General features: G+C 69.8%; 18 protein-coding genes and 1 pseudogene. 10 read left to right on the top strand and 9 right to left on the bottom strand.

Annotation, left to right across the window (positions count from 1 at the left end; translation table 11 throughout):
- Nucleotides 1–40: 40 nt before the first annotated feature.
- Nucleotides 41–817 (bottom strand): DUF2242 domain-containing protein, encoded by a 777-nt coding sequence (locus I3K84_RS01480; protein WP_231403388.1) that lies wholly within the window; start codon nt 815–817, stop codon nt 41–43.
- A 298-nt stretch (nt 818–1,115) separates the two neighbouring features.
- Here I3K84_RS01480 and I3K84_RS01475 point away from each other — a divergent pair, with 298 nt between their 5' ends.
- Nucleotides 1,116–1,514 (top strand): Hsp20/alpha crystallin family protein, encoded by a 399-nt coding sequence (locus tag I3K84_RS01475; protein WP_172207315.1) that lies wholly within the window; start codon nt 1,116–1,118, stop codon nt 1,512–1,514.
- 252 nt (nt 1,515–1,766) lie between these two features.
- Here I3K84_RS01475 and I3K84_RS01470 read toward each other — a convergent pair whose 3' ends face one another.
- From I3K84_RS01470 to I3K84_RS01455, 4 genes are all read right to left on the bottom strand, one after another.
- Complete coding sequence (locus I3K84_RS01470; RefSeq protein ID WP_172209299.1) at nt 1,767–2,972, bottom strand: ABC transporter permease; 1,206 nt, start codon at nt 2,970–2,972, stop codon at nt 1,767–1,769.
- Nucleotides 2,972–3,742 carry an ABC transporter ATP-binding protein gene (locus I3K84_RS01465; protein ID WP_172207317.1) on the bottom strand — a complete coding sequence of 257 codons (771 nt, stop codon included), beginning with the start codon at nt 3,740–3,742 and terminating at the stop codon, nt 2,972–2,974. The genes I3K84_RS01470 and I3K84_RS01465 overlap by 1 nt, the downstream gene beginning before the upstream one ends.
- Complete coding sequence (locus I3K84_RS01460) at nt 3,739–5,139, bottom strand: efflux RND transporter periplasmic adaptor subunit (protein ID WP_196995358.1); 1,401 nt, start codon at nt 5,137–5,139, stop codon at nt 3,739–3,741. The genes I3K84_RS01465 and I3K84_RS01460 overlap by 4 nt, the downstream gene beginning before the upstream one ends.
- 70 nt (nt 5,140–5,209) lie before the next feature.
- Entirely contained in the window at nt 5,210–6,637 is a 1,428-nt protein-coding gene (locus tag I3K84_RS01455) for an efflux transporter outer membrane subunit (RefSeq protein ID WP_103738012.1), read from the bottom strand.
- 158 nt (nt 6,638–6,795) lie between these two features.
- Between I3K84_RS01455 and I3K84_RS01450 the strand changes: the two genes are divergently transcribed.
- A complete protein-coding gene (locus tag I3K84_RS01450) occupies nt 6,796–8,247 on the top strand; it encodes an aldehyde dehydrogenase (protein ID WP_196995357.1) in 1,452 nt (483 codons plus the stop codon).
- A 68-nt stretch (nt 8,248–8,315) separates the two neighbouring features.
- Here I3K84_RS01450 and tsaD read toward each other — a convergent pair whose 3' ends face one another.
- Nucleotides 8,316–9,365 carry a tRNA (adenosine(37)-N6)-threonylcarbamoyltransferase complex transferase subunit TsaD gene (gene tsaD / locus I3K84_RS01445; RefSeq protein WP_103738014.1) on the bottom strand — a complete coding sequence of 350 codons (1,050 nt, stop codon included), beginning with the start codon at nt 9,363–9,365 and terminating at the stop codon, nt 8,316–8,318.
- Nucleotides 9,366–9,442: 77 nt separating this feature from the next.
- Nucleotides 9,443–10,621: pseudogene (locus I3K84_RS01440) on the bottom strand (branched-chain amino acid ABC transporter substrate-binding protein).
- Nucleotides 10,622–10,763: 142 nt separating this feature from the next.
- On the opposite strand from I3K84_RS01440, the gene I3K84_RS01435 reads away from it, so the two are divergent.
- The 4 genes from I3K84_RS01435 to I3K84_RS01420 all read left to right on the top strand — a co-directional run bounded on the left by I3K84_RS01435 (nt 10,764) and on the right by I3K84_RS01420 (nt 14,736).
- Nucleotides 10,764–11,384, top strand: a complete 621-nt coding sequence (locus I3K84_RS01435; RefSeq protein WP_011805986.1) for an ANTAR domain-containing response regulator — start codon at nt 10,764–10,766, stop codon at nt 11,382–11,384.
- A 331-nt stretch (nt 11,385–11,715) separates the two neighbouring features.
- The gene (locus tag I3K84_RS01430) at nt 11,716–12,960 is read left to right on the top strand and encodes a CmpA/NrtA family ABC transporter substrate-binding protein (protein ID WP_047350492.1); all 1,245 of its coding nucleotides are present in this window, start codon (nt 11,716–11,718) and stop codon (nt 12,958–12,960) included.
- Nucleotides 12,961–12,994: 34 nt separating this feature from the next.
- On the top strand, nt 12,995–13,936 hold the full coding sequence (gene ntrB, locus I3K84_RS01425; protein ID WP_088886412.1) for a nitrate ABC transporter permease: 942 nt from the start codon (nt 12,995–12,997) through the stop codon (nt 13,934–13,936).
- A complete protein-coding gene (locus tag I3K84_RS01420; protein ID WP_047350493.1) occupies nt 13,933–14,736 on the top strand; it encodes an ABC transporter ATP-binding protein in 804 nt (267 codons plus the stop codon). The genes ntrB and I3K84_RS01420 overlap by 4 nt, the downstream gene beginning before the upstream one ends.
- A gap of 176 nt (nt 14,737–14,912) precedes the next feature.
- Here the strand turns inward: I3K84_RS01420 and I3K84_RS01415 are convergent, their stop codons facing one another.
- Both I3K84_RS01415 and I3K84_RS01410 read right to left on the bottom strand, forming a co-directional pair.
- The gene (locus I3K84_RS01415) at nt 14,913–15,350 is read right to left on the bottom strand and encodes a CBS domain-containing protein (protein ID WP_011805990.1); all 438 of its coding nucleotides are present in this window, start codon (nt 15,348–15,350) and stop codon (nt 14,913–14,915) included.
- A 179-nt stretch (nt 15,351–15,529) separates the two neighbouring features.
- Nucleotides 15,530–16,198, bottom strand: coding sequence for a DUF937 domain-containing protein (locus tag I3K84_RS01410; protein WP_011805991.1), 669 nt, complete (start codon nt 16,196–16,198; stop codon nt 15,530–15,532).
- Between the two features lie 376 nt (nt 16,199–16,574).
- Here I3K84_RS01410 and I3K84_RS01405 point away from each other — a divergent pair, with 376 nt between their 5' ends.
- From I3K84_RS01405 to nirB, 4 genes are all read left to right on the top strand, one after another.
- Nucleotides 16,575–17,915: an efflux RND transporter periplasmic adaptor subunit gene (locus I3K84_RS01405; protein ID WP_231403387.1), complete on the top strand. Its 1,341-nt coding sequence runs from the start codon at nt 16,575–16,577 to the stop codon at nt 17,913–17,915.
- 18 nt (nt 17,916–17,933) lie between these two features.
- Complete coding sequence (locus tag I3K84_RS01400; RefSeq protein WP_196995356.1) at nt 17,934–21,101, top strand: efflux RND transporter permease subunit; 3,168 nt, start codon at nt 17,934–17,936, stop codon at nt 21,099–21,101.
- A complete protein-coding gene (locus I3K84_RS01395) occupies nt 21,098–22,684 on the top strand; it encodes an efflux transporter outer membrane subunit (protein ID WP_172207355.1) in 1,587 nt (528 codons plus the stop codon). Before I3K84_RS01400 ends, I3K84_RS01395 begins: the two co-directional genes overlap by 4 nt.
- 488 nt (nt 22,685–23,172) lie before the next feature.
- Entirely contained in the window at nt 23,173–25,638 is a 2,466-nt protein-coding gene (gene nirB, locus I3K84_RS01390; protein ID WP_011805995.1) for a nitrite reductase large subunit NirB, read from the top strand.
- Nucleotides 25,639–25,665: the final 27 nt, after the last annotated feature.

Genomic DNA, 25,665 nt, shown 5'->3' with positions numbered 1-25,665 from the left:
ATGGCAGCGCAGCGGCGCGCTGGCTCACGAAGAATGGAATTCACTGGGCCATGAGCTGCTGGATGCCCGGCGGCGCCGCGCCGTCAGGTGCGCCGTCGGATGCGCCGGCCGGCTGCGATTCTGGCGCTGGCTGAGGCGCTTGCGCGGACGCCTGCGTGCGCGGCTGCTCCCCGGCGGGAACCATGGGCGCAGGGGTGCTGGACTCTGCAGCCGGGCTGGCGGTGGCGGCTGCAGCAGCAGCGGCAGGCGGCTGCGCCGCAACGGTCGCGGCGACCGCAGCGTGCGGGACGGCTTCGCGCTCGTGCAGGGCTGGCTTGGCCGCCACCGTCGGCGCGGCCGGCACCACGGGCGCCGCGCGCACGAACTGCTCGAAGAGCTGGAAAAACCGCTCGTAGAACTGCGGATCGGCGATGGTCTCGCTGCCCACCTTCACCAGCGTGTCGTCGATCGCCGTGACGGGCAGCGACACCGAGCCGATGCCACCGACGCCAAGCGACGCCGAGTTGTTGATCTTCTTGATCACGTAGCGGTCCTGCAGCGCGCTGGCAAAGGCCGACGTACGCTCGTCGCCCTGCCCTTCGGATGCGCAGACCACGCGCATCTCCACGACGTAGTGCACGTCGGTGTGGGGCTGGTAGTACTTGCGGCCCGCCACCGTGTCGCTGGAGGCCACGTGCACCATGTAGCCCTGGCTCAGCAGCGCCCGCCGGGCCGCCTCGCAGGTGCTGGCCTGCGGCGCCGCCATGTGGCGCGTGTGCATGCCGGCGGTATCGAAGTCGTTGGGCGAGAACTGCAGGTTGCGGTCCAGGCCGGGCATGGTGTCGGGAATGTGGGCACAGCCAGCCAGCAGGGCGCAGGCCACCAGGCCCAGCCGGCAGCCCAGGGAAGCGAAGGGGAAAGGCGTGGGAATCGAGACACGGGCATCAGCTAGAAAAATCCGCAGCAGGGCCGCATTGTGAAGCCTGAGCGATGTCCCTCCCGCGCGCGCTCGTTGTAACCCATTGCAAGGCGACGTTCCATCCGCGCGGTGGGGCACTCTTGAAAAACACCGCACGCAAACACATGTGCGGTCCATGCGGCCGACCCGTGCCGCGTCTGACCCAGGAGCCTCCGACATGATTTTCGCCCCCGTGATCCGCCACGCCACCTATGTCGCACCGCGCGTGGGAGACGCCGCCCTGCAACGCTTCCTGCACCACACGCTCACTGCCCCCGCCGCCGCGCCGCACGATGCACGCGCCACTGGCGTGAACGTGCAGCAGGACGACAAGGCCATCACCGTGCAGCTGGACGTGCCAGGTCTGTCGCGCGAGCAACTCGCGGTCACGATCGAAGGCAACCAAGTGCGCGTCGCCAGCGCCGAAGGTGCGCCCCGGCGCGTGCAGCGTGCATGGGAGTTGGCGCAGGACATCGACCCGCAGGCCAGCACGGCGCGACTGGAACATGGCGTGCTCACCCTGGTGCTGGCCAAGAAGCCGCCGCAGAGCAGCGCCGTTCGACTGGCCATCGACTGACAAGACGCAGAGCGTCGCCTGATTCCAGGGCGGCCGGGCGGCCGCCCATTTGCTATGTTTTATCTAGCTACTGCCGCTTGCCGGATGGGCGCTACCGCCCATTTTTAACCTGATCCTCTTCCAGGGCACACCACAGCGAGACTCCGACTAAACCGTCCGCGTTCGACGCATGTGGGGCCTTGTCCCGGCTTGTCCAGTCCGGCGCCTGTCCGCATCGAACGCCGCGGCCGGGTGCTGCCCCATCGCAGCGCCTCACTCGTGGCGCAGCGCCTCGATGGGGTCCAGCCGCGCGGCGCGGCGGGCCGGGAAGTAGCCGAACAGCACCCCGATGCCCGCCGAGAACACGAACGACAGCAGGTTCACGCCCGCGTGGAACACGTAGGGGATGCCCATCACCTGCGCCAGCGCAATCGACGCGCCCGTGGCCAGCACGATGCCGATGAGGCCGCCCAAAGCAGCCAGCACCACGGCCTCGATGAGGAACTGCATCAGCACCTCGCGCTCCAGCGCGCCGATGGCCAGGCGCAGGCCGATCTCCCGCGTGCGCTCGGTCACGCTCACCAGCATGATGTTCATGATGCCAATGCCGCCCACCAGCAGGCTCACGGCCGCCACCGCGCCCAGCAGCGTGGTCATCACGCGCGTGGTGCCCGAGAAGGTGTCGGCCAGTTGCTTGGTGTCCAGCACGTTGAAGTTGTCATCGTCGGTGTCGGCCAGCTTGCGGCGTTCGCGCAGCAACTCGGTCAGGCTGGCCTTCACGCGCTCGGGGTCGCTGCCATCCTTCATGGACACCAGCAGCGTCGGCACGCGCGTGGAGCCCGTCACGCGGCGCTGCAGCGTCTTGAGCGGCAGCAGCACCAGATCGTCCTGGTCGTTGCCGAAGGCGCCTTGCCCCTTGGAGGCCAGCACGCCCACCACCTCGCACGAAAACTGGCGCACGCGCACGCGCTCACCCAGCGCATCGCCGCCGGCGAACAGCTCCCGCCGCACCGTCTGGCCGATCAGGCACACGGCAGCGCCCACGCGCAGCTCGTCGGAGGTGAATTCGCGCCCGCTTTCCAGCGTCCAGTTGCCGGTCTGCAGCCATTCGTTGGTGCTGCCCAGCACGCTGGTGGCCCAGTTGCGGCCATTGGCCACTGCGGTGGCGCTGGTGCGGGCTTCAGGGGCAACGGCCAGGATGCCGCCAATTTGCTGGCCTATGGCCTGCGCGTCCGCCTCTTTGAACCACGGCGCGCCGCCGCTGCCGCCCGGCCCCATGCGCTGGCCGGGCCGCACCTGCAGCAAGTTGGTGCCCAGGCTGGAGATCTGCGCCTGCACCGCCAGCGTGGCGCCGTTGCCCAGCGTGACCATGGTGATCACCGCGCTCACGCCGATCACGATGCCCAGCACGGTGAGAAAGGACCGCATCAGGTTGCGCCGTATCGAGCGCAGCGCCTGCAGCAGAGAGTTGAGCAGCATCATGGCGCCACCTCCCCCGTGCCTGCACTTGCAGGCGCTTCCCGGGACACCTGCGCATGCGGGTGCGGATTGCGCTCGTCGCTTTCGATGCGCCCGTCCACGAAGCGCACGATGCGCCGTGCGTACTGCGCCATGTCGGGCTCGTGTGTGACCATGAGCACGGTGATGCCCTGCTCGGTGTTCAGGCGCCACAGCAGTTCCATGATCTCGCGGCTGCGCTGCGTGTCCAGGTTGCCGGTGGGCTCGTCGGCCAGCAGCACCGTAGGCTCGGTGACGATGGCGCGCGCAATCGCCACGCGCTGCTGTTGGCCGCCGGACAGCTCGGCCGGTGTGTGGTGCTCCCAGCCCTTGAGGCCCACGGCGTCCAGGGCGCGGGCCGCAGCCGCATGGCGCGCGGCCGTGCTCTCGCCGCGGTACAGCAGCGGCAGCTCCACGTTCTCCTGCGCCGAGGTACGCGCCAGCAGGTTGAAGCCCTGGAACACGAAGCCCAGGAAGCGCCGCCGCAGCCGCGCACGGTCGTCGCGCGACAGCGAGTGCACCGGCAGCCCGCGAAACAGGTAGGTGCCCGCGGTGGGCCGGTCCAGGCAGCCCAGCACGTTCATGGCCGTGGATTTGCCCGAGCCGCTGGGGCCCATGATGGCCACGAAGTCGCCGCTGTCGATGTCCAGGTCCACGCCCTTGAGCGCCTGGAAGGCCAGCGCGCCCTCGCCGTACACCTTGGTGATGCCGCGCAGGCGGATCAGCGGCTGCGCATCGGCGGGCGCCATCATGGCTTCGCCCCGCTCGCAAGCTGGTCGGTGATGACCTGCATGCCCGGCTGCAGCTCGTCGCTCTCCACCTCGGTGACGCGGCCGTCGCTGATGCCGGTCTTCACGCGCACGGGCTTGGGCGCGCCGTCCTGCAGCACCCACACCTGGCGCTGGGGGCCGTCGCCGCGGCTGCCGTCCGCGCCCGCGCTGCGCCGCTGGCCCGAGGGGCGCGGCATGCGCGGCATCAGCTGGGACATGATGCCGCCGCTGCCGCCCGCGCTTGCGCCAGAGCTGCCCTGTGCACCGGGCCGGCCTGCCTGGGGGGTGTCCCCCGCCGCGCTCGCGGGCTTGAAGCGCAGGGCCGTGTTGGGCACGGTAAGCACGTCATTGCGCTCGGTGGAGGTGATGGTGGCCGCGGCCGTCATGCCGGGGCGCAGGCTCAGATCGCCGTTGTCCACCTCCAGGTAGGTGATGTAGGTGACCACGTTGTCGGTCTTGGTGGAGCCGAAGGCCACGCGCGTGGTGCGCGCCGGGTAGCGCCGCGAGGGGTAGGCGCTCACGGTGAAGGTGGCCTTCTGGCCCGGGCGCACCGAGCCCACGTCGGCCTCGTCCACGTTGACCTCCAGGCGCAGCTTGGTCAGGTCCTCTGCCAGGGTGAGCAGCGTCACCGCCTGCAGCGACGCGGCCACGGCATTGCCCGGCTCCACCGCGCGCGAGAGCACCACCCCGTCGATCGGCGATCGGATGGAGGCCTTGGTGACGTTGGTCTCGTCGGTGGCCAGCGCCGCGCGCGCATCCTGCACGCTGGCGCGCGCAGCGGCCTCGTCGGCCTGGGCGCGCTCGTAGGCGGCGCGGCCGGTGTCCAGCTCGGCCGCCGAAGGCACCTTGCCGCCGGACAGGCGTGCCACCTCCTCCAGGCGCGACAGGCTGGCGCGCGCCTCCTGCATGGTGGCCTGCGCCTGTGCCAGGCGCGCCTGCGCCGACGCGACCGAAGCGCGCGAGCGCAGCACCTGCGAGTCGAGCTTGGTGGTGTCCAGCTCCACCAGCACCTGGCCCTTCTTGACCTGGTCGTTCACGTCCACCAGCACGCGGCGCACGGTGCCCGAGAGTTCACTGCCGATGTTCACCGACCGCGTGGGCTGCAGCGTGCCGTTGGCCGCCACGGTGAGCGTGATCTGCCCCCGCTGCACCTCCTGCGTGACATAGCGCGGCGCCGCCTGGGCGCGCTGGCGGTCCTGCCAGTACCACCAGCCGCCGGCAGCGGCGGCCAGCACCAGCACGGCCAGCCACAGGGTAATGCTCTGCCACCAGCGCCGATGCAGGCCGTCGCCCAGCAGGGCCTGCAGGCGCTGCGGGGCCGCCGCGGCGGCATGGGAAGCGGGGGCGCTGGAAGAGCTTGGAGATTCTTGGTCGGTCATGGTTCTTGCCTGGGAAGGCGCCGCGTCGGCGGCAGCGCCGGGTCATTCAGCAGGTTTTTTGGGGGGCCGCTCAGGGTGCGGGCCAGCCGCCTCCCAGCGCCTTGTACAGGCGCACATGGTCGGTACTCACGCTGGCGGCCGTGCTGGCCACGCTGTCCTGCGCGGACAGCAGCGTGCGTTGGGTGTCCAGCACGGTCTGGAAGTCCACCAGCCCGCTCGCATACTGGTTCTGCGCCAGCAGCGCCGCGTTGCCCGCAGCCTCGGCCGCGGCGGACAGGCGCTGCAGTCGGTCACGGTCGCCCTGCAGCGCGACGAGCGCATCTTCCACATCCTTGAGCGCGCCGAGCACCGATTCCTCGTAGCCCACCTGCGCCTGCTGCAGCGCAGCCTCCTGCGCGCGCACCTGGGCACGCAGCGCCCCGCCATCAAACACCGGCAGCGACACGCTGGACAGCAGCGACGCCACCGTGGCGCCCCCACCCGTGAGCGCGCCCAGCGTGAGGGCGCGCAGGCCCAGCGTTCCGCTGATGCGCAGGCTGGGCATGCGCTGCGCCTCGGCCTGGGCGACGCGCTCCCAGGCGGCGCGCACGCGCTGCTCGGCCTGGCGCACGTCGGGGCGCTGGCGCAGCGTGTCTGCGGGGAAGGCCAGCGCCAGGTCCGCCGGCGGTTGGGGCACGGGCGCGGGCGCGGCCAGGGCAGCGTCCAGCGCCGCGGGCGGCTGGCCGGTGAGCACCGCCAGCGCATGCCGCGCCTGCGCGATGCCCGCCTGCAGCGTGGGCACCTGGGCGGCGGTCTGCTCCACGGCGGCGCGGGCCTGCTCGGCCGCCAGCGAACTGGCCAGCCCCGCCTGCACACGCCATTGGACGATCTGCGCGGTTTCGCTCTGCGCCGCCAGGTTCTGCTGGGCAATCTGCAGGCGCTGCTGCTGGCTGCGCAGGCTGATGTAGTTCACCGCCACCTCTGCGGCCAATGCCACCTGGGCGGCAGCCACGCCTTCCTCGGCGGCCAGCAGGTCGGCCTCGCTGGCGCGCACCCCGCTGGACAGGCGGCCAAACAGGTCGGGCTCCCAGCTCGCGTCCAGTCCCGCCTGGAAAGTGTTGCCGGTGCTGCCATTGCTGCGGCTGCGCTGGGCGGAGCCCGATGCGTTCACGGAAGGCAGCAGGCCGGCGGCCTGCACGTCGCGCTGGGCACGCGCCTGCTCCACGGCGGCGCGTGCGCTGCGCATGCTGGTGTGCGACTGCAGCGCGCGTTCCACCAGGCCGGTGAGCTGCGCATCGCCCAGCTGCCGCCACCACTGGGCCAGGTCTTGCGGGGTCGCGGCCGCGCCGCCCTGCACTGCCCCCTGGCCGGCCCAGGCGGCGGGAGTGGCCACCGCCCCCTCCAGCGCGGGAGGCGGCCGCGTGGCGCAACCGGCCAGCACCAGGGCGGCCAGCAAGGCCAGTGGCGCCGAAGCGCGCGGGCGACGGCGGGAGCGAGAAGGAAGCGCTGCGGCAAACATGAGGGCAATTGTTACAGCGCTCCTTGTCAGCGCCACCTGCGGCAGATGAACTTTTGTAAAGAAAACCGGAGAACCCGTGGCGTGGCACGCTGCTACCCTTGCGTGCCACACGCCCGGGTGGCCTCGCCGCCGTGGCCGCCCCTCGCAAAGGAGTTCCCATGCCCCCTCTTCCCCTGCTGATCGACGGCGCGCCGCGGCCCGCCTCGGGCGGCGCCACCTTCGAGCGCCGCAACCCGCTGGATGGCCGCATTGCCACCACGGCCGCTGCGGCCACCCCCGAAGACGCCGTGGCCGCCGTGCACGCGGCCGCCCAGGCCTTTCCCGCGTGGGCCGCGCTGGGCCCCGCCGCGCGGCGCGACCTGCTGCAGCGCGCCGCGCAGGCCCTCACGGCGCGCGCCGATGCCTTCGCCGCCACCATGGCGGCCGAGACCGGCGCCTCTGCCGCCTGGGCCGGCTTCAACGTGCACCTGGCCGCCAACCTGCTGCAAGAGGCCGCCGCCCTCACCACGCAGATCGCCGGCGAGGTGATCCCGTCCGACATGCCGGGCAGCCTGGCCATGGGCGTGCGCCAGCCCGCCGGCGTGGTGCTGGGCATGGCGCCGTGGAATGCGCCGGTCATCCTGGGGGTGCGCGCCATTGCCACGCCGCTGGCCTGCGGCAACACGGTGGTGTTCAAGGGCTCGGAAACCTGTCCGGCCACCCACCGCCTCATTGCCGAGGCGCTGCACGACGCCGGCCTGCCCGCGGGCGTGGTGAACTTCATCACCCATGCGCCCGGCGATGCGGCCGACGTGGTGGAGGCCATGGTGGCCCACCCAGCCGTGCGCCGCGTGAACTTCACGGGCTCCACCAAGGTAGGGCGGCTGGTGGCGCAAACCTGCGCGCGCCACCTCAAGCCCGTGGTGCTGGAGCTGGGCGGCAAGGCCCCCTTGGTGGTGCTGGACGATGCCGACGTGGATGCCGCCGTGAACGCCGCCGTGTTTGGCGCGTTCGCCAATTCGGGGCAGATCTGCATGTCCACGGAGCGCCTGGTGGTGGACGAGGCTGTGGCCGATGCGTTCGTGCACCAACTGGCCGAACGCGCCCGTGCCCTGCCGCTGGGCGACCCGCGCCAGGGCCCGGTGGTGCTGGGCCCGGTGGTGGACATGGCCACCGTGCAGCGCTGCAACGCGCTGATCGACGACGCGCTGGCACAGGGCGCGACGCTGGTGTGCGGCGGCAAAAGCGACACCCCGCTGATGCCCGCCACGCTGCTGGACCGGGTGACGCCCGCCATGCGCATCTACCACGAGGAGACCTTTGCCCCGGTCAAGGCGATCGTGCGGGTGCGCGGCGTGGAGCAAGCCATCGCCACCGCGAACGACACCACCTACGGCCTGTCGGCCGCCGTGTTCGGGCGCGACGTGGCGCGCGCCTGGAACGTGGCCGCACGCATCGAGTCCGGCATCTGCCATGTGAACGGCCCCACGGTGCACGACGAGCCGCAGATGCCCTTTGGCGGCGTGAAGCAGTCGGGCTGGGGGCGCTTTGGCGGCATGGCGGGCGTGCGCGAGTTCACGGAACTGCGCTGGATCACGGTGCAGACCGCGCCGCGCCACTACCCGTTCTAGCTTGCTACCAAAATGTGAGCTACCAGCGCTTGATAGACAAGCGCTGGAGCCTATTTTGACCCATATCTTCAGGCCGCGAGCGTGATGGCGTCCAGCGGCCAGCGCGGCTTCACGTCGAAGGCGTAATCGCGGTTGGGCTGCTGCTGCCCGGCCTGCAGGCGCATGGCCGCGGCCATGGCGATCATGGCGCCGTTGTCGGTACACAGGTGCAACTCGGGGTAGTGCACACGCACCTTGGCTCGCGCGCAGGCCGCGTTGAGTTGCGCGCGCAGATGCCGGTTGGCGCCCACGCCGCCGGCCACCACCACGCGCTGGAGCCCTGTTTTCTGAAGGGCGGCCAGCGTCTTCTTGACCAGCACCTCCACGATGGCGGCCTCGGTGCTCGCGGCCAGGTCGGCCTTGCGCGCGGACAGTTCGTCGCCCAGCTTCTTGGCCTGGGTCAGCACGGCGGTCTTCAGGCCTGCGAACGAGAAGTCCAGGTCGCCGCTGTGCAGTAGCGGGCGCGGCAGTTTGAACGCGGTGGCGCTGCCCTGCTCGGCCAGGCGCGACAGCGCCGGCCCTCCGGGATAGCCCAGGCCCATGAGCTTGGCCGACTTGTCGAAGGCCTCGCCCGCCGCGTCGTCGATGGTCTCGCCCAGGATCTCGTAGCGCCCCACGCCCTCCACGCGCATGAGCTGCGTGTGCCCGCCCGACACCAGCAGCGCGACGAACGGGAATTCGGGTGGGTCGCTGCTCAGGAACGGTGATAGCAGGTGGCCTTCGAGGTGGTGCACGCCCAGCACGGGCTTGTCCAGCGCTGCGCCCAGCGCGCAGGCCACGCCCGCGCCCACCAGCAGCGCACCCGCCAGGCCCGGCCCGCGCGTGTAGGCCACCACGTCCACATCCTCCAGGCGCTCGCCCGATTCGCGCAGCACCTCGCGGGTCAGCGGCAGCACGCGGCGGATGTGGTCGCGGCTGGCCAGCTCGGGCACCACGCCGCCATAGGCCTGGTGCATGTCGATCTGGCTGTGCAGCGCATGCGCCAGCAACACGGGCACGGCGCCGCCCTCGCCGGCGCGCACCAGGGCCACGCCGGTTTCGTCACAGGAAGATTCGATACCGAGGATCAGCTGACTCATGCCCGCGAGTGTAGTGGCCGCCCCCCGCGCCCGCCGGACCGGGGGCAATCGCACGCCCGCGCATACCCGGACGGCGGCTACCAGCGGTCGGAGCGCATGCGCAGCTCCCACTGGCCCTTGCGCAGCTCGTACACGCCCACGGCGCCATAGCGCAGCTCGCCCTGACCGTCCCAGGCCATGGTGCCGGTGACGGGGGCGTAGCCGTTGATGCCGCGCAGCGCGCGTGTGATGTCGGCGGGCGCGGCGGAGCCGGCCTTCTTGATCGCCTCGCTGACCACGTACACGGCGTCGTAGGTGTAGTGGCCGCCATAGGCCGGGGGCTTCTGGAAGGCGGCGATGTACTTCTCCAGGAACTGGCGGCCGGTGGTGAATTCGGCCACGTCCAGCACCGGCGAGGTGGCGTAGATCCCGTCGATCACGCCCATGCCCTTGGCCATGTCGGCCGTCTTCACCAGGTCGCCGCCCAGCAGCGCCACACGGCTGTGGCCCAGCTTCTGCAGTTCCTGCAGCAGCGCCAGCGCCTGGAAGTCGTTGAGCATGCAGACGATGACGCGCACCTGCGCCTCCTTGAGCCGGGCCGCCAGTTCGGCAAAGGCCACGGTCTTGTCGTCGAAGCTCTGGCGCACGGCGATGTGCTTCTTGGCCGCCAGCAACTGCGCGGCCGCGCCCTCGGCCAGTCCCTTGCCGTAGGGCGAGCCGTCGTCGACCACCGCGTAGGCATCGGCGTTGAGCTGCGCGGCCGCGAACGCGCCGATGGCGCGCGCCTGCAGGTTGTCGTTGGCGACGATGCGGAAGGTGGTGGCCAGCCCCAGCTGCGTGATGCGCGGGTTGGTGGAGATGATGAGCTGCGGCACCTCCTTGGCGGCATAGATGGGCGCGGTCTCCAGGCTCACGCCCGAGTTCAAGTGCCCGATGACGGCCACCACGCCCGATTCCAGCAGCTGCTGCGCAGCCGCCTTGCCCGAAGCGGCGTCCGCGCGGTCGTCCTGCGCCACCACCTACAGCGTCACGCGCTTGCCGTCCACGTTCAGGCCGGATCGGTTGATCTCGTCCACCGCCAGCTTCACGCCATTGAGCAGGTCCTGCCCCAGACCCGCCAAGGGGCCGGACAAGGGCTGCGCCACACCGATCTTGATGGTGTCCGGCACCTTGCTGCATCCCGTGATCCACCCGCCCACTCCCAACGCCGCCAGCCCCAGGCTGGCGGAAAAACCGCGTCGTTTGATTCCCTGCTGCACAGTCGACTCCTCTCTCATTCATGTGGATATGTGACAGGATGTTCGCGAAAGGATGCCGCCCGCGCCAGGGGAATTGCCCGCGGCCCCAACCGGTGCGTTTCGGCAATCTTCCACAACGCATCGGGGCGGGTGTGGCGTATTTCTTGCTGGCGCCTGCGGCATGACTGAACAACTGCGGATCGTGGTGGTGGCGCCGGACCTGGCGGCCGACGGCGACGCGCACGCGGCGCTGCAGGCCGAGCGTTCGCGCGCGCTGCGCATCGGGCTGCTGGAGAACGGCTTCAACCTCGTGGCTACGCTGCCGGGCGACATGTTCCTGGGCGAGCGCCTGGCCCAGTTGCAGCCCGACCTGGTGATCGTGGACGCCGAAAGCGAGGCCCGCGACGCGCTGGAGCATGTGGTGATGGCCACGCGCGAGGCGCCCCGCCCCATCGTCATGTTTACCAACGACGAGGACACGCGCCACGTGAAGGACGCGCTGGCCGCGGGCGTGACGGCCTACATCGTCGCGGGCCTGGCGCCGCAGCGCATCCGCCCCATCCTGGAGGTGGCGCTGGCCCGCTTTGCCCACGAACAGGCGCTGCGCACCGAACTGGCGCAGGCACGCACCGCCCTGCACGAGCGCAAGACCATCGACCGCGCCAAGGGCCTGCTGATGCAGCGCCAGGGCCTGACCGAGCAGCAGGCCTACGAGCGGCTGCGCCGCGCCGCCATGGACCGCGGCCTGCGCCTGGCCGAGGTGGCGCAGCGCATGCTGGACGCGGCCGATTTGCTGGGTTGATGCGCTGGTTTGTGCATTGCACAAATGCGGTGCATCCGATGCCGCGCCACACAGGGATGAGGCTTTCAAACAAAAAAGGCCTGAAACGCCCGACCATCAAGCGCAAACAGCTATCAAAATAAAAGCAACCCCAAAGATGGCACACCGCTTGCAACAGGCCCGGTGACCACCGCTGGTCACGCACCAGGCCCTTCCAACGGCGGAAGGGCCGGGCTCCCAGGACAAAGGCGTCCCCACCCGCTCGGACAGCGCACATGCGCCGGCCGCGCGGCGTGAGGACGCCTTTTTCCGTTGCTGCACTGCTTTTTTGACGACCCCAAAGGACTCTTGCATGACCGATCTGCTCCACACCCGAATCCCCCGACGCACCGTGCTGCAGGCGGCCACCGTGGGCGCCGTGGGCGTGAGCCCCGCGCTGCGTGCCCTGGTGCACGCCCAGGGCTCGGACGCCCCCGAGAAGAAAGAGGTGCGCATCGGCTTCATCCCCCTCACCGACTGCGCCAGCGTGGTCATGGCATCGGTGCTGGGCATCGACCAGAAGTACGGCGTGAAGATCATCCCCACCAAGGAGGCCAGCTGGGCCGGCGTGCGCGACAAGCTGGTCAACGGCGAGCTGGACTTCGCCCATGTGCTCTACGGCCTGGTCTACGGCGTGCATCTGGGCGTGGGCGGCCCCAAGAAGGACATGGCCGTGCTGATGACGCTCAACCACAACGGCCAGGCCATCACGCTGTCGCGCAAGCTGGCCGACAAGGGGGCCGTCAACGGCGCAAGCCTGGCCCAGCTGATGGCCAAGGAACGGCGCGAGTACACCTTTGCGCAGACCTTCCCCACCGGCACGCATGCGATGTGGCTGTACTACTGGCTGGCCGCGCACGGCATCCACCCCCTGAAGGACGCCAAGGTCATCACCGTGCCGCCCCCGCAGATGGTGGCCAACATGCGCGTGGGCAACATGGACGGCTTCTGCGTGGGCGAGCCCTGGAACCACCGCGCCATCATGGACGGCATCGGCATCACCGCCACCACCACGCAGGCGATCTGGAAGGACCACCCCGAAAAGGTGCTGGGCACCACCGCCGACTTCGTGCAGAAGTACCCCAACACCGCGCGCGCCGTGACGGCCGCCATCCTGGAGGCCAGCCGCTGGATCGACGAAAGCCTGGCCCACAAGAACCAGATGGCCGAGACCATCGCCGGCAAGGCCTATGTGAACACCAGCGTGGACGCCATCAACCAGCGCATCCTGGGGCGCTACCAGGACGGCCTGGGCAAGACCTGGGACGACCCCGACCACATGAAGTTCTATGGCGGCGGCGCGGTGAACTTCCCCTACCTGTCCGACGGCATGTGGTTCCTGACCCAGCACAAGCGCTGGGGCCTGCTCAAGGACCACCCGGACTACCTGGGCGTGGCCAAGGCCATCAACCGCACCGACGTGTACCGCCAAGCCGCCACGGCCGCGAAGACCCCCCTGCCCGCAAGCGACATGCGCAGCCACAAGCTGGTGGATGGCGTGGTCTGGGACGGCAAGGACCCCGCGAAGTACGCCGACGGTTTCAAGCTCAAGGCCTGACGCCCCGATCGCCCCACCCCCACCAGGAGAAACCATGGTCAGTGCCGTCTTTCACAGCCCGCTGGAGCCGCAAGCGCCGGCCGGCGCGTCCGATGCTTCCAAACCGATAGCTGCCAGCGCTTATCCCACAAGCGCTGCAGGCCCAAAAGCCTCAGGGCCTGCCAGCCCACCCCCGCGCAGCGACGCGCGCCAGCGTTGGAACGCCCTCTGGCTGGCCGTGCTGCCGCCGCTGTGCGGCGTGGGCCTGCTGCTGGGCCTGTGGGCCGTGGTCTCGGCCACCACGGGCCAGAGCATTCCTGGCCCGCTGCAGACCTGGGCGCAGGCGGTGGAGATCTTCAGCGACCCGTTCTACCGCAACGGCCCCAACGACCAGGGCGTGGGCTGGAACGTGCTGGCCAGCCTGCAGCGCGTGGCCGTGGGCTTCGGCCTGGCCGCGCTGGTGGGCATACCGGCGGGCTTCGTGATCGGGCGCTTCGCGTTCCTCTCGCGCATGTGCAACCCGGTCATCAGCCTGCTGCGGCCCGTCTCGCCGCTGGCGTGGCTGCCCATCGGCCTGCTGGTGTTCAAGGGCGCCAACCCGGCCGCCATCTGGACGATCTTCATCTGCTCCATCTGGCCCATGGTCATCAACACCGCCGTGGGTGTGCAACGCGTGCCGCAGGACTACATGAACGTGGCGCGCGTGCTCAACCTGAGCGAATGGAAGATCGCCACCACCATCCTGTTCCCGGCGGTGCTGCCCTACATGCTGACCGGCGTGCGCCTGGCCGTGGGCACGGCCTGGCTGGTGATCGTGGCGGCCGAGATGCTCACCGGCGGCGTGGGCATTGGCTTTTGGGTGTGGGACGAGTGGAACAACCTGAACGTCACCAACATCCTGGTGGCCATCTTCGTCATCGGCGGCGTGGGCCTGCTGCTGGAATGGGCGCTGGTCCGGCTGGCCACGGCCTTCACGTTCGAGGAGGTGCAATCATGAGCGACGCAAAATTCCTGCAGATCCAGGGGGTCGAGCAGACCTTCCGCACCGCCAAGGGCATGTTTCCCGCGCTGCGCGGCATCGACCTGGCCATCGCCCGGGGCGAATTCGTGGCACTGATCGGCCACTCGGGCTGCGGCAAGAGCACGCTGCTGAACCTGATCGCGGGCCTGACCACGCCCACCGCCGGCGCGCTGATCTGCGCCGGGCGCGAGATCAAGGGCCCCGGTCCCGAGCGCGCGGTGGTGTTCCAAAACCACTCGCTGCTGCCCTGGCTGACCTGCGAAGGCAACGTGCACCTGGCCGTGGAACGCGTGTTCGGCGCGCGCGAGTCCAAGGCCCGGCTGAAGGAGCGCACCCACGCCGCGCTGGAACTGGTGGGCCTGGCCCATGCCGCGCACAAGCGCCCCGGCGAGATATCGGGCGGCATGAAGCAGCGCGTGGGCATCGCACGCGCGCTGTCGATGGAGCCCCAGGTGCTGCTGATGGACGAGCCCTTCGGCGCGCTGGACGCGCTCACGCGTGCACGGCTGCAGGACGAGCTGCTGGAGATCGTGGCGCGCACGCGCAGCACCGTGGTCATGGTCACGCACGACGTGGACGAGGCCGTGCTGCTGTCCGACCGCATCGTGATGCTCACCAACGGCCCCGCCGCCACCATTGGCGAGGTGCTGGACGTGGGCATTGCACGCCCGCGCAACCGGGTGGCGCTGGCGGAGGATGCGCGGTACCTGCAGTGCCGCAAGGCGGTGATCGACTTTCTCTACACGCGGCAGGGGCACGTGGAGAGAGCGGCTTGAGGGTTTTTGGGCTCTAGCGCTTGCTGGGTAAGCGCTGGCAGCTATTGTTTTTGATCATTTGCCCTTGGGTTTCATGCCGCTGGCCGGGGCGAGTCCCGGCCAGCGACGAAGAAACTCACACCGCAGGGCTTCACAGAGCCCGCGCCCCGCTCGGCACAGGCCCGCCCGGAACACCGTCACCGCACCCCCGTGATGTAAAGCTCCATCTGCTCGATGATGAACTGCTGCTCCGAAATCACGCTCTTGACCAGGTCGCCGATGGACACCAGCCCCACCACGCGCCCGCCCTCCACCACCGGAAGGTGCCGCAGCCGGTTTTCTGTCATCAGCGCCATGCACTGCTCGGCGCTCTGCGCGGGCCGCACGAAGCGCACCGCGCGCGTCATCACCTCGCTCACCGGGGTGTCGCCCGAGGAGCGGCCCAACAGCACCATCTTGCGGGCGTAGTCGCGCTCGGTGAAGATGCCCGCGATCTGATCGCCTTCCATCACCAGCAGCGCACCGATGCCCTTGTCGGCCATGCGCCGCAGCGCGGTGAGCACGGTGTCCGAAGGTTCGACGGCATGGACCTGCCCATCGGCTTTGGTTCTGAGGATTTCTGCAACAGTCGTCATGGCTGCCTCCCTGGCTGTGGATGGAACGAAACCGAACACGCGCCCACAGTGTCCGCCGAACCAGGGCGGGCGCGCAACCGGGTTCAAAATTTGTTGCAACCAGGTGGTCGCAGCGCCCACGGGCCGGGCGAGTGCAGCTATGCTTTTGGAAGCTGCAGGCGCGGCCTGAGCCGCTGCGCTCAGCGCCGCCCACCCAGCAGGCTGCCGCCGATCTTGAACAGGTCGCCCAGGCCCACCTGGCCGTCGCCGTCCTGGTCCAGCAGGCTGCCCAGCAGATCGCCGCCGGGCGCGCCCGTGCGCTGCACCTGGGCGCGCTCCTGGCCCAGCACCTGCCCCAGGCCACCCGCGTCCAGCCCGTCGCTGCGCACCCGTTGCGCCAGGAACGCCATGACGATGGGCGCCAGCATCTGCAGCAGTTGGCCGGCGTTCGCACCCAATCCGCTGGCCTGGCCCAGGCCGGCTTCGGCCCTCTCGCGGCCACCGCCGAAGATATGGCCCAGGATGGCGCCCGCATCGCCGCCCTGCCCGGCGCCGCCGGCCATGCCGCCGCCCAGCACCGACCCCAGCAGCCCGCCCAGGTCCAGGCCGCCGATGCCCTGCGCCGCAGGTGCCGCGGCGTCCATGTGATCGCGCTGCAGCGCCCCCATCAGCGACTGCGCACCCTGCGGCCCCTCGGCGTTGCGCCCCAGGGCACCCAGCAGCAGCGGCAGGGCCATCTCCACGGCGCTTTGCGTCTGGGCGATGTCGGTGCCAAGGCGCTGGGCCATCTGCTGCAGCGGCGCCCCCTGCAGGTGCTGCAAAAGCTGCTGGGTCAGCAGCGGGGTCGATGCGGAAGTGGAAGTGTTCATGGCAGGCAACTCCTTCAGACGGTGATGCGCGGCCACGGCAGCCGCGTCAGGCGTACATGGTAGGCGCTGCACGGCTTCGCTGCATGTCGGTAGCTATCATTTACATAGCTACAAACGCTGAACACACAAGCCCAAAGCGCCGATTTAAAGCGCCAACAGCCGCCCCCCACGCCCTGCCGGCGGGGGCTCTGCGGCGCGCGATGCCCTTTGACAATGCCTTGTAAAGAAGCATGAAGAATCGCCGCTACCACGGCAGCCTTGCCGTCAATGTGCGAAAGTGCAACGCGTGCCTGCAGAGCGGAGCGCCCTGCGACGCCCTTCCAGGCCCCGCTTTCCTGCTCTGCGCCACCCTTTCCAGACCTTGCGCCTTCGCCCCATGATCCACGCGACGACACCCGCGCCCATTGAGCGCCCCGCCCGCGCCGCCCGTCTTTCCGCTTCACCCGCTTTTTCCCCCTCGTGCACCACTGCGGCCCGTCACGGCGCGCTCGCGCAGCGGCTGGCTGGCCTGGCCCTGGCGCTGGGCCTGGCGGCCTGTGGCGGCAAGGACGCGCCAGCCACCGAGCCACAGGGCCCCGCCGCCGTGGGCGTGGTCACCCTGCAAACGCGCGCGCAGCAACTGGACGCCACCTTGCCCGGCCGCACCCGCGCCTACCTGACCGCCGAGGTGCGCCCCCAGGTCTCGGGCATCGTGCAGCAGCGCCTGTTCACCGAGGGTGCGCTGGTGCGCAAGGGCCAGCCGCTGTACCAGATCGACGACCGCCCGCTGCGCGCCACCGAGGCCAGCGCCGAGGCCACCCTGGCCCGCGCCGAGGCCACGGCGCGCACGCAGGAGGCCAATGCGCGCCGCAATGCCGAACTGGTCAAGATCGACGCCATCAGCCGCCAGGCCTATGACGAGAGCCAGGCCGCGGCCGCGCAGGCCCGCGCCGACGTGGGCGTGGCCCGCGCCAACCTGGAGACGGCGCGCATCAACCTGCGCTACAGCCGCATCGAGGCGCCCATCGCCGGACGCATCAGCCTGTCCAGCGTCACCCCTGGCGCGCTGGTGACAGCCAACCAGGCCAATGCGCTCACCACCATCGTGCAGATGGACCCGATGTACGTGGACTTCACCCAGTCCAGCACCGAGCTGGTACAGCTCAAGCGCGACTGGGAGGCCGGCCGCTACCAGAAGGTGGACGGCAACCAGATGCGCGTGCGCATCCGGCTGGACGACGGCAGCGACTACCCGCACGAAGGCCGGCTGCAGTTTGCGGGCGTGATCGTCAACGACACCACGGGCACGGTGACGCTGCGCGCCGTGGTGCCCAACCCCGACGGCGTGCTCATGCCCGGCATGTACGTGCAGGCGCTGCTGCCCACGGGCCTGGCCAGCGACGCGCTGCTGATCCCGCAGCAGTCCGTGAACCGCGACCTGACGGGCCGCGCCAGCGTGCTGGTGGTCAACGCCGACAACGTGGTCGAGAAGCGCCCCGTGGAACTGGCGCGCGCCTTGGGCAACCGCTGGCTGGTGGACAGCGGCCTGCAACCCGGCGAGCGCCTGGTGGTGGATGGCTTTCAGCGCATCAAGCCCGGCGACAAGGTGGCGCCCCAGGTGGTGGACCTGAACACCAAGAACGGCCCGGCCGCCGCGGCGCCAGCACCCGCCGCCAGCGCCCCCCCCGCGGCGGGCCAGAGCGTGGACATCACCGCCCGCCCCGGCGCATCCCGCTGAGCACGAGGTCAGGCGCACATGGCCCAGTTCTTCATCAACCGCCCCATCTTCGCGTGGGTGCTGTCCATCATCATCATGCTGGCGGGCGGCCTGGCGATCTTCACGCTGCCGCTGGAGCAGTACCCCGACATCGCACCGCCGCGCGTGACCATCTCCGCGCAGTACACGGGCGCTTCGGCCGAGACCGTGGAAAACTCGGTCACGCAGATCATCGAGCAGCAGCTCAAGGGCATCGACAACATGATCTACATGGGCTCGACGTCGGATGCGTCGGGCCGCTCGGCCACCACCCTCACGTTTGCGCCGGGCACCAACATCGACGTGGCCCAGGTGCAGGTGCAGAACAAGCTGCAGTCGGCCATGAACCGCCTGCCCGATGCCGTGAAGAGCCGGGGCGTGTTCGTCAACAAGGGCGGGCAGGACTACCTGGTCACCTACAGCTTCTTCTCGGGCGACCCGAACATGAGCGCGGTGGACATCGGGGACTACCTGAACTCCAACCTCGTGGACGTGATCGGCCGCCTGGACGGTGTGGGCGACATTCGCGTGTTCGGCACCTTCTACGCCATGCGCCTGTGGATGGACCCGGCCAAGATGGAGAAATTCCAGCTCATGCCGTCGGACCTGATCAGCGCGCTGAACGCGCAGAACGCACAGGTCTCGGCGGGCCAGCTCGGCGCGCTGCCCGCCGTGCCCGACCAGCAGCTCAACGCCACCATCACCGCGCGCACCAAGCTGCAGACGGTGCAGGAGTTCGAGGACATCGTGCTCAAGACCGCCACCGACGGTTCGGTGGTCACGGTGAAGGACGTCGCGCGCGTGGAACTGGGCCCCGATAACCTGTCGGTCAAGGCCAAGCTCAACGGCCGCCCGGGCGCGGGCATGGGCATCGTGCTGGCCGACGGCGCCAACGCCATGGCGGTGTCGGACGCCGTGGCCGCCAAGCTGGCGGAGCTCAAGCCCTACTTTCCCAACCAGATCGACTATTTCGTCAGCTCCGACTCCACGCCCTTCGTGCGCGCCTCGATCCGCGAAGTGGCCACCGCGCTGGGCGAGGCCATGGTGCTGGTGGTGATCGTGATGTTCATCTTCCTGCAGAACTTCCGCGCCACGCTGATCCCTGCGATCGCCGTGCCAGTGGTGCTGCTGGGCACCTTCGGCGTGCTGGCTGCGGCGGGTTACTCGATCAACACGCTGACCATGTTCGCGCTGGTGCTGGCCATCGGCCTGCTGGTGGACGATGCCATCGTGGTGGTGGAGAACGTTGAGCGCGTGATGCACGAGTCGGGACTCTCGCCCAAAGAGGCCACGCGCCACTCGATGCGCGAGATCACGCCCGCGCTGGTGGGCATCGGCCTCACGCTGTCGGCGGTGTTCGTGCCGATGGCGTTCTTCGGCGGCTCCACGGGGGTGATCTACCGGCAGTTCTCCATCACCATCGTGGCGGCGATGGCGCTGTCGGTGCTGGTGGCGCTCACGCTCACGCCGGCGCTGTGCGCCAGCATCCTCAAGCCGTCCGCCCACCTGGGCAAGGACCCGCAGGTGCGCCGCGGCCTGCTGGGGCTGAACGACCGCTTCTTCCTCTGGTTCAACCGCCACTTCGAGACCAACACGCTGCGCTACCAGCGCGGCGTGCGCTGGATGCTGCACCGCGCCAAGCGCATGCTGCTGATCTTTGCCGCCATCTGCCTGGCCGTGTGGTGGATCATCGGCCGCGTGCCGACGGCCTTCCTGCCCGATGAAGACCAGGGCTACATCCTGGCCAACGTCAACCTGCCCGCTGGAGCCACCGACGCGCGACTGCAGGACGTGCTGGACCAGGTGAATCTGTACTTCAAGGACGTGCCCGAGGTCATCAGCTTCAACCAGGTCTCAGGCCTGAACGGCGACCAGAGCTCGGCGCGCGCATTCATCCGCCTCAAGCCCTGGGACCAGCGGCCGCAGGCCAGCCAGTCCGCGGCGGCCATCGCCCACCGCGCCACCCAGGAGCTGGCCAAGATCCGCGACGCGCGCATCTTCGTGTCGCAGCCGCCGGCCGTGCGCGGCCTGGGCTCCAACGCGGGCTTCAACTTCATGCTCAAGGACATCAACGGCCTGGGGCACGAGGCGCTGCTGGCCGCCAAGGACCGGTTCCTGGCCGAGGCGCGCAAGCACCCCGAGCTGACCAACCTGCGCACCACCAACCTGGACGACGCCACCGAGCTGCGCCTGGACATCGACGACCGCAAGGCCGCCGCGCTGGGCCTGAGCTACGACGCCATCAACAGCGTGCTCTCCAGCGGTATGGGCGGCACCTACGTGAACGACTTTCTGAACAACGGCCGCGTCAAGCGCGTCTACATCCAGGGCGACGCGCCGCACCGCATGCTGCCGCAGGACATCGGCAAGTGGACCGTGCGCAACAAGAACGGCGAGATGGTGCCGTTCGGCGCCTTCTCCAAGGCCCACTGGGCTTATGGCTCGCCGCAGCTCATGCGCTACAACGGCGCGCCCGCCTATGAGATGGTGGGCAGCGCCGCGCCGGGCGTCAGCTCGGGCGTGGCCATGAAAATCGTGGAGGACATCCTGAAGGGCCTGCCGCCCGGCATTGCGTACGAATGGACGGGCGCCTCGCTGCAGGAGCGCCAATCCGGCGCGCAGGCGCCGCTGCTGTACGCCATCTCGATCCTGTTCGTGTTCCTGTGCCTGGCCGCGCTGTACGAGAGCTGGACCGTGCCCCTGTCGGTGATGCTGGCCGTGCCGCTGGGCGTGCTGGGCGCTCTGCTGGCGACCTGGACGCGGGGTCTGGCCAACGACGTGTACTTCCAGGTCGGCCTGATCACCACGGTGGGCCTGGCCTCCAAGAACGCCATCCTGATCGTCGAGTTTGCCGTGCAGTTGCAGGAACAGGGCCGCAAGCTGCTGGATGCCACGCTGGAAGCCGTGCGCATGCGCCTGCGCCCCATCCTCATGACCTCGCTGGCCTTTGGCTTCGGCGTGGTGCCGCTGGCCCTGGGCACGGGCGCCGGCGCAGGCGGGCGCAATGCCATCGGCACGGCCGTGCTGGGCGGCACCGTGGCCTCCACGGTGCTGGGCATCTTCATGGTGCCGGTGTTTTTCCTGCTGATCCGCAGCTGGTTCAAGAGCCGCTCGCGCCAGGAAGACGCGGCCCAGCCTGCCCCCATCCATCCGGAGAGTGCCGCATGACGCGCCCCCATCCCTTCACGCCTGTGACCGCCGCCCTGGCCTGCGCCCTGCTGGCCGGCTGCAACCTGGCGCCACGCTACGAAGCGCCGCCGCTGCCCGTGCCGGACACGGTGGCATCGCCCCTGCCCCAGCCACCGACCGCCGGCGCCGTGGCGCTGCCGGACGGCGGCCCCATGGCCTGGCAAGACTTCGTGCAGGACGCCCGCCTGCGCACGGTGGTGGAACAGGCCCTGGCGAACAACCGCGACCTGCGCGTGGCGGTACTGGCCATCGACAAGGCCCGCGCGCAGTACGGCGTGGTGCAGGCCGACCGCTTTCCCACGGTGAACGCGGCCGGCGCGGGCAACCGCAGCCGCACCGCTGACGACCTGACCGCCGCGGGCCGCTCCAACACCACCAGCCAGTACAGCGCCACACTGGGCTTCAGCAGCTACGAGATCGACTTCTTCGGCCGCGTGCGCAACCTGAACGATGCCGCGCTGCAGGAGTTCCTGCGCGTGGCGGAGAACCGCCGCAGCGTGCAGCTCAGCCTGGTGGCCGAGGTGATCGGCGCCTGGCTCACGCTGGACGCCGACGCGCGCCGCCTGCAACTGGCGCGCGAGACCCTGCGCACGCGCCAGCAGGCCCTGGAGCTCACGCAGCGCAGCCATGAACTGGGCGCCAGCTCGGGCCTGGTGCTGGCGCAGGCCCAGTCGGCGGCCGACACCGCACGCGTGGATGCGGCCGCCTTCGTCTCGCAGCTGGCGCGCAGCCGCAACGCCCTGGCCCTGCTGGTGGGATCGCCCGTGCCCCCAGCGTTGTTGCCCGCCAGCGTGGCCACCGTGGAAACGGCCATGCCGGTCACGGCCATGGCGGGCCCGGCCACGGCTGCAACCCAGCCCTCTCCCGGCACCGGTACTGCGAACAGTCCTGCCCCCCGGTCCCCCGTCCCCGCGCTGGCCGATCCCGCGGCGCCCGCAACGGCGCTGCTGGCCGTGCCTGCAGACGTTCCGTCCAGCGTGCTGCTGCGCCGCCCCGACGTGCGCGCGGCCGAGCATGCACTGCAGGGCGCCACGGCCAATATCGGCGCGGCCCGCGCGGCGTTCTTTCCGTCGATCACGCTCACGGCCTCGGTGGGCACGGCCAGCAATGCGCTGTCGGGCCTGTTCGAGGGCGGCAACGGCACCTGGGCGTTCGCGCCGCAGATCCGCCTGCCGATCTTCGACGCCGGCCGCAACCAGGCCAACCTGCGCGTGGCCGAGGTGACGCGCGACACCGCCGTGGCCCAGTACGAGAAGGCCATCCAGACCGCCTTCCGCGAGGTGGCCGACGCGCTGGCCGAGCGCGCCACGCTCACCGAGCGCCTGCAGGCGCAAGGCTCGCTGGTGCAGGCCACACAGCGCACGCTGCAGCTGTCGGACGCACGCTTTCGCCTCGGTGCGGACAACTACCTCGCCGTGCTGGACGCGCAGCGCACGCTGTATGCCGCACAGCAGGCGCAGATCACGCTGCAATTGGCCGAGCAGGTCAACCGCGTGACGCTCTACAAGGTGCTGGGCGGCGCCTGGACGGACCCAACACCACCGCCGGCAGGCGGCTCCTGATTCCATCGCTGGCAGCGCTTGAGGGGCAAGCGCTGGACGCTGTTCTTGTTCAATTGCGGTGCATCGGGCGCGCACGCAGGGGCCGTGCCACCGGCACAACATCCCCTACGAGGTCCGGGCGCAATCAGGACGCCAGCGCTCGCACCATCGCGCCGCCACTTGCACCACGGCGGTGCGCAGCCCGCCACGCCCGCCCAAGCGCGCGATTGCTCCTAAAACCATAGCTGCTCGCACTTGTCCATCAAGCGATAGCGGACTATTCATCCCAACCCATGAGCGCACACCTCTCACCCCGCCGCACCCTGGCACGCCCATTGCATTGAAGCCAGCGCGGCCACGGTAGGCCGCAGCGCGTGCCCTCTCCAACGGCGGAGGCAGGGCTCGCGGGACGAAGGCGTCCCCACCCGCAACCAGGCCCCTGCCCGGTGCGGCGTGCGGACGCCTTTTTTGTTGATGTGGCTGCGCGGGGCATTCCCGCCGGGGAGACGATGGTGAAGCAATCCAGGCTGGTGATGGTGGGCAATGGCATGGCAGGCGTGCGCGCGCTGGAAGAGCTGCTCAAGATCGCGCCCGACCTCTACGACATCACGGTGTTCGGCGCCGAGCCGCACCCCAACTACAACCGCATCCTGCTGTCGCCCGTGCTGGCGGGCGAGCAGACGCTGGAGGAGATCGTCCTCAACGACTGGTCCTGGTATGCGGACCACCACATCACGCTGCACGCGGGGTGCACCGTGACCCACGTGGACCGCACGCGGCGCACCGTGCATGGCGTGGCGCAGGACGGCCGCACCGTCGAGGCCCCCTACGACCGGCTGATCCTCGCCACGGGCTCCAACCCGTTCATGCTGCCCATTCCGGGCCGTGAGCTGCCCGGCGTGCTGGCCTACCGCGACATCGCGGACACGCAGGCCATGATCGACGCTGCCGCCAGCTACAAGCACGCCGTGGTGATCGGCGGCGGCCTGCTGGGCCTGGAGGCGGCCAACGGCCTCATGAAGCGCGGCATGCAGGTCACCGTGGTGCATGCGGGCGAATGGCTCATGGAGCGCCAGCTTGACGACGTGGCGGGCAAGCTGCTGCAGCAGTCGCTGGCCGAGCGCGGCATGCAGTTCCTGATGCAGGCGCAGACGCAGGAACTGGTAGCCGGCGGCGACGGCCGCGTGGCCGCGGTGCGCTTCAAGGACGGCAGCGAGGTGCCCGCCCAGCTCGTGGTGATGGCCGTGGGCATCCGCCCCAACACGGCCCTGGCCGAGCAGATGCACCTGCACGTCAACCGCGGCATCGTCGTCAGCGACACGCTGCAGACCGTGACCGACCCGCGCATCTACGCCGTGGGCGAATGCGCGGCGCACCGCGGCATCGCCTACGGGCTGGTGGCGCCGCTGTTCGAGCAGGGCAAGGTGCTGGCCAACCACCTGGCGGAATGGGGTATCGGGCGCTACCAGGGCTCGCTCACCTCCACCAAGCTCAAGGTCACGGGCATCGACCTGTTTTCCGCCGGCGACTTCCAGGGCGGCGAGGGCACGGAGGAGATCGTGCTCAGCGACCCGCATGCCGAGGGCGGCGGTGTGTACAAGAAGCTGGTGCTCAAGGACGACCGGCTCGTGGGCGCCTGCCTCTATGGCGACACGGTGGACGGCAGCTGGTACTTCAAGCTGCTGCGCGACGGCCGCAGCGTGGCCGACATCCGCGACCGGCTCATGTTCGGCGAATCGCACCTGGGCGACGCGGGCCATCAGGGCCAGAACAAGGCCGCCGCCATGGCCGACAGCGACGAGGTCTGCGGCTGCAACGGCGTGACCAAGGGCCAGATCTGCAAGGCGATCAAGGACAAGGGCCTGTTCACGCTGGACGAGGTGCGCAAGCACACCAAGGCCAGCGCCAGCTGCGGCTCGTGCACCGGGCTGGTGGAGCAGATCCTCATGGCCACTGCGGGCGGCGACTATTCCGCCACGCCCAAGACCAAGCCCGTGTGCGCCTGCACCGACCACGGCCACCAGGCCGTGCGCGAAGCCATCCGCACACACCGGCTGCTGACCGTGGACGGCGTGTTTCGCTTCCTGGAGTGGAAGACGCCCAACGGCTGCGCCACCTGCCGCCCGGCCGTGAACTACTACCTCATCAGCACTTGGCCCAAGGAGGCGCGGGACGACCCGCAAAGCCGCTTCATCAACGAGCGCAGCCACGCCAACATCCAGAAGGACGGCACCTACAGCGTGGTGCCGCGCATGTGGGGCGGCGAGACCAGTGCCGCCGAACTGCGCCGCATCGCCGACGTGGTGGACAAGTACCAGATCCCCACGGTGAAGGTCACGGGCGGCCAGCGCATCGACCTGCTGGGCGTGAAAAAGGAAGACCTGGTCAACGTCTGGCGCGACATCGGCATGCCCTGCGGCCACGCCTACGCCAAGGCGCTGCGCACCGTGAAGACCTGCGTGGGCAGCGAGTGGTGCCGCATGGGCACGCAGGACAGCACGCAGCTCGGCAAGGACCTGGAGCACGCCTTCGTGGGCATGTACGCGCCGCACAAGGTCAAGTTCGCCGTCAGCGGCTGCCCGCGCAACTGCGCCGAGAGCGGGATCAAGGACGTGGGGATCATCGGCGTGGACTCGGGCTGGGAGATGTACGTGGCCGGCAACGGCGGCATCAAGACCGAGGTGGCGCAGTTCTTTACCAAGCTCAAGACCGCCGAGGAGGTGCTGGAGTACACGGGCGCTTTCATGCAGCTGTACCGCCTGGAGGGCTGGTACCTGGAGCGCACGGTGCACTTCGTCGCCCGCGTGGGACTGGACTACGTCAAGCGCCGCGTACTCCAAGATGCCCCCGGCCGCCAGGCGCTGTGGCGCGAGCTGCAGGACGCGCTGGCGGGCGAGCCCGACCCGTGGTTCGAGTTCGAGCCGGCAGCGGTGGACCGGCGCCAGTTCATCCCGATCACGCCGATCCCCGCATGAACGTTGGCATGAGTTTCAGCCAAAAGT

It is taken from the genome of Diaphorobacter sp. JS3051 (assembly GCF_015832135.1).
In the GTDB taxonomy this organism is placed as follows: domain Bacteria; phylum Pseudomonadota; class Gammaproteobacteria; order Burkholderiales; family Burkholderiaceae_C; genus Diaphorobacter; species Diaphorobacter nitroreducens.
The sequence above is the reverse complement of the archived record's forward strand: the minus strand, read 5'-3'. Positions and strand labels throughout refer to the sequence as shown.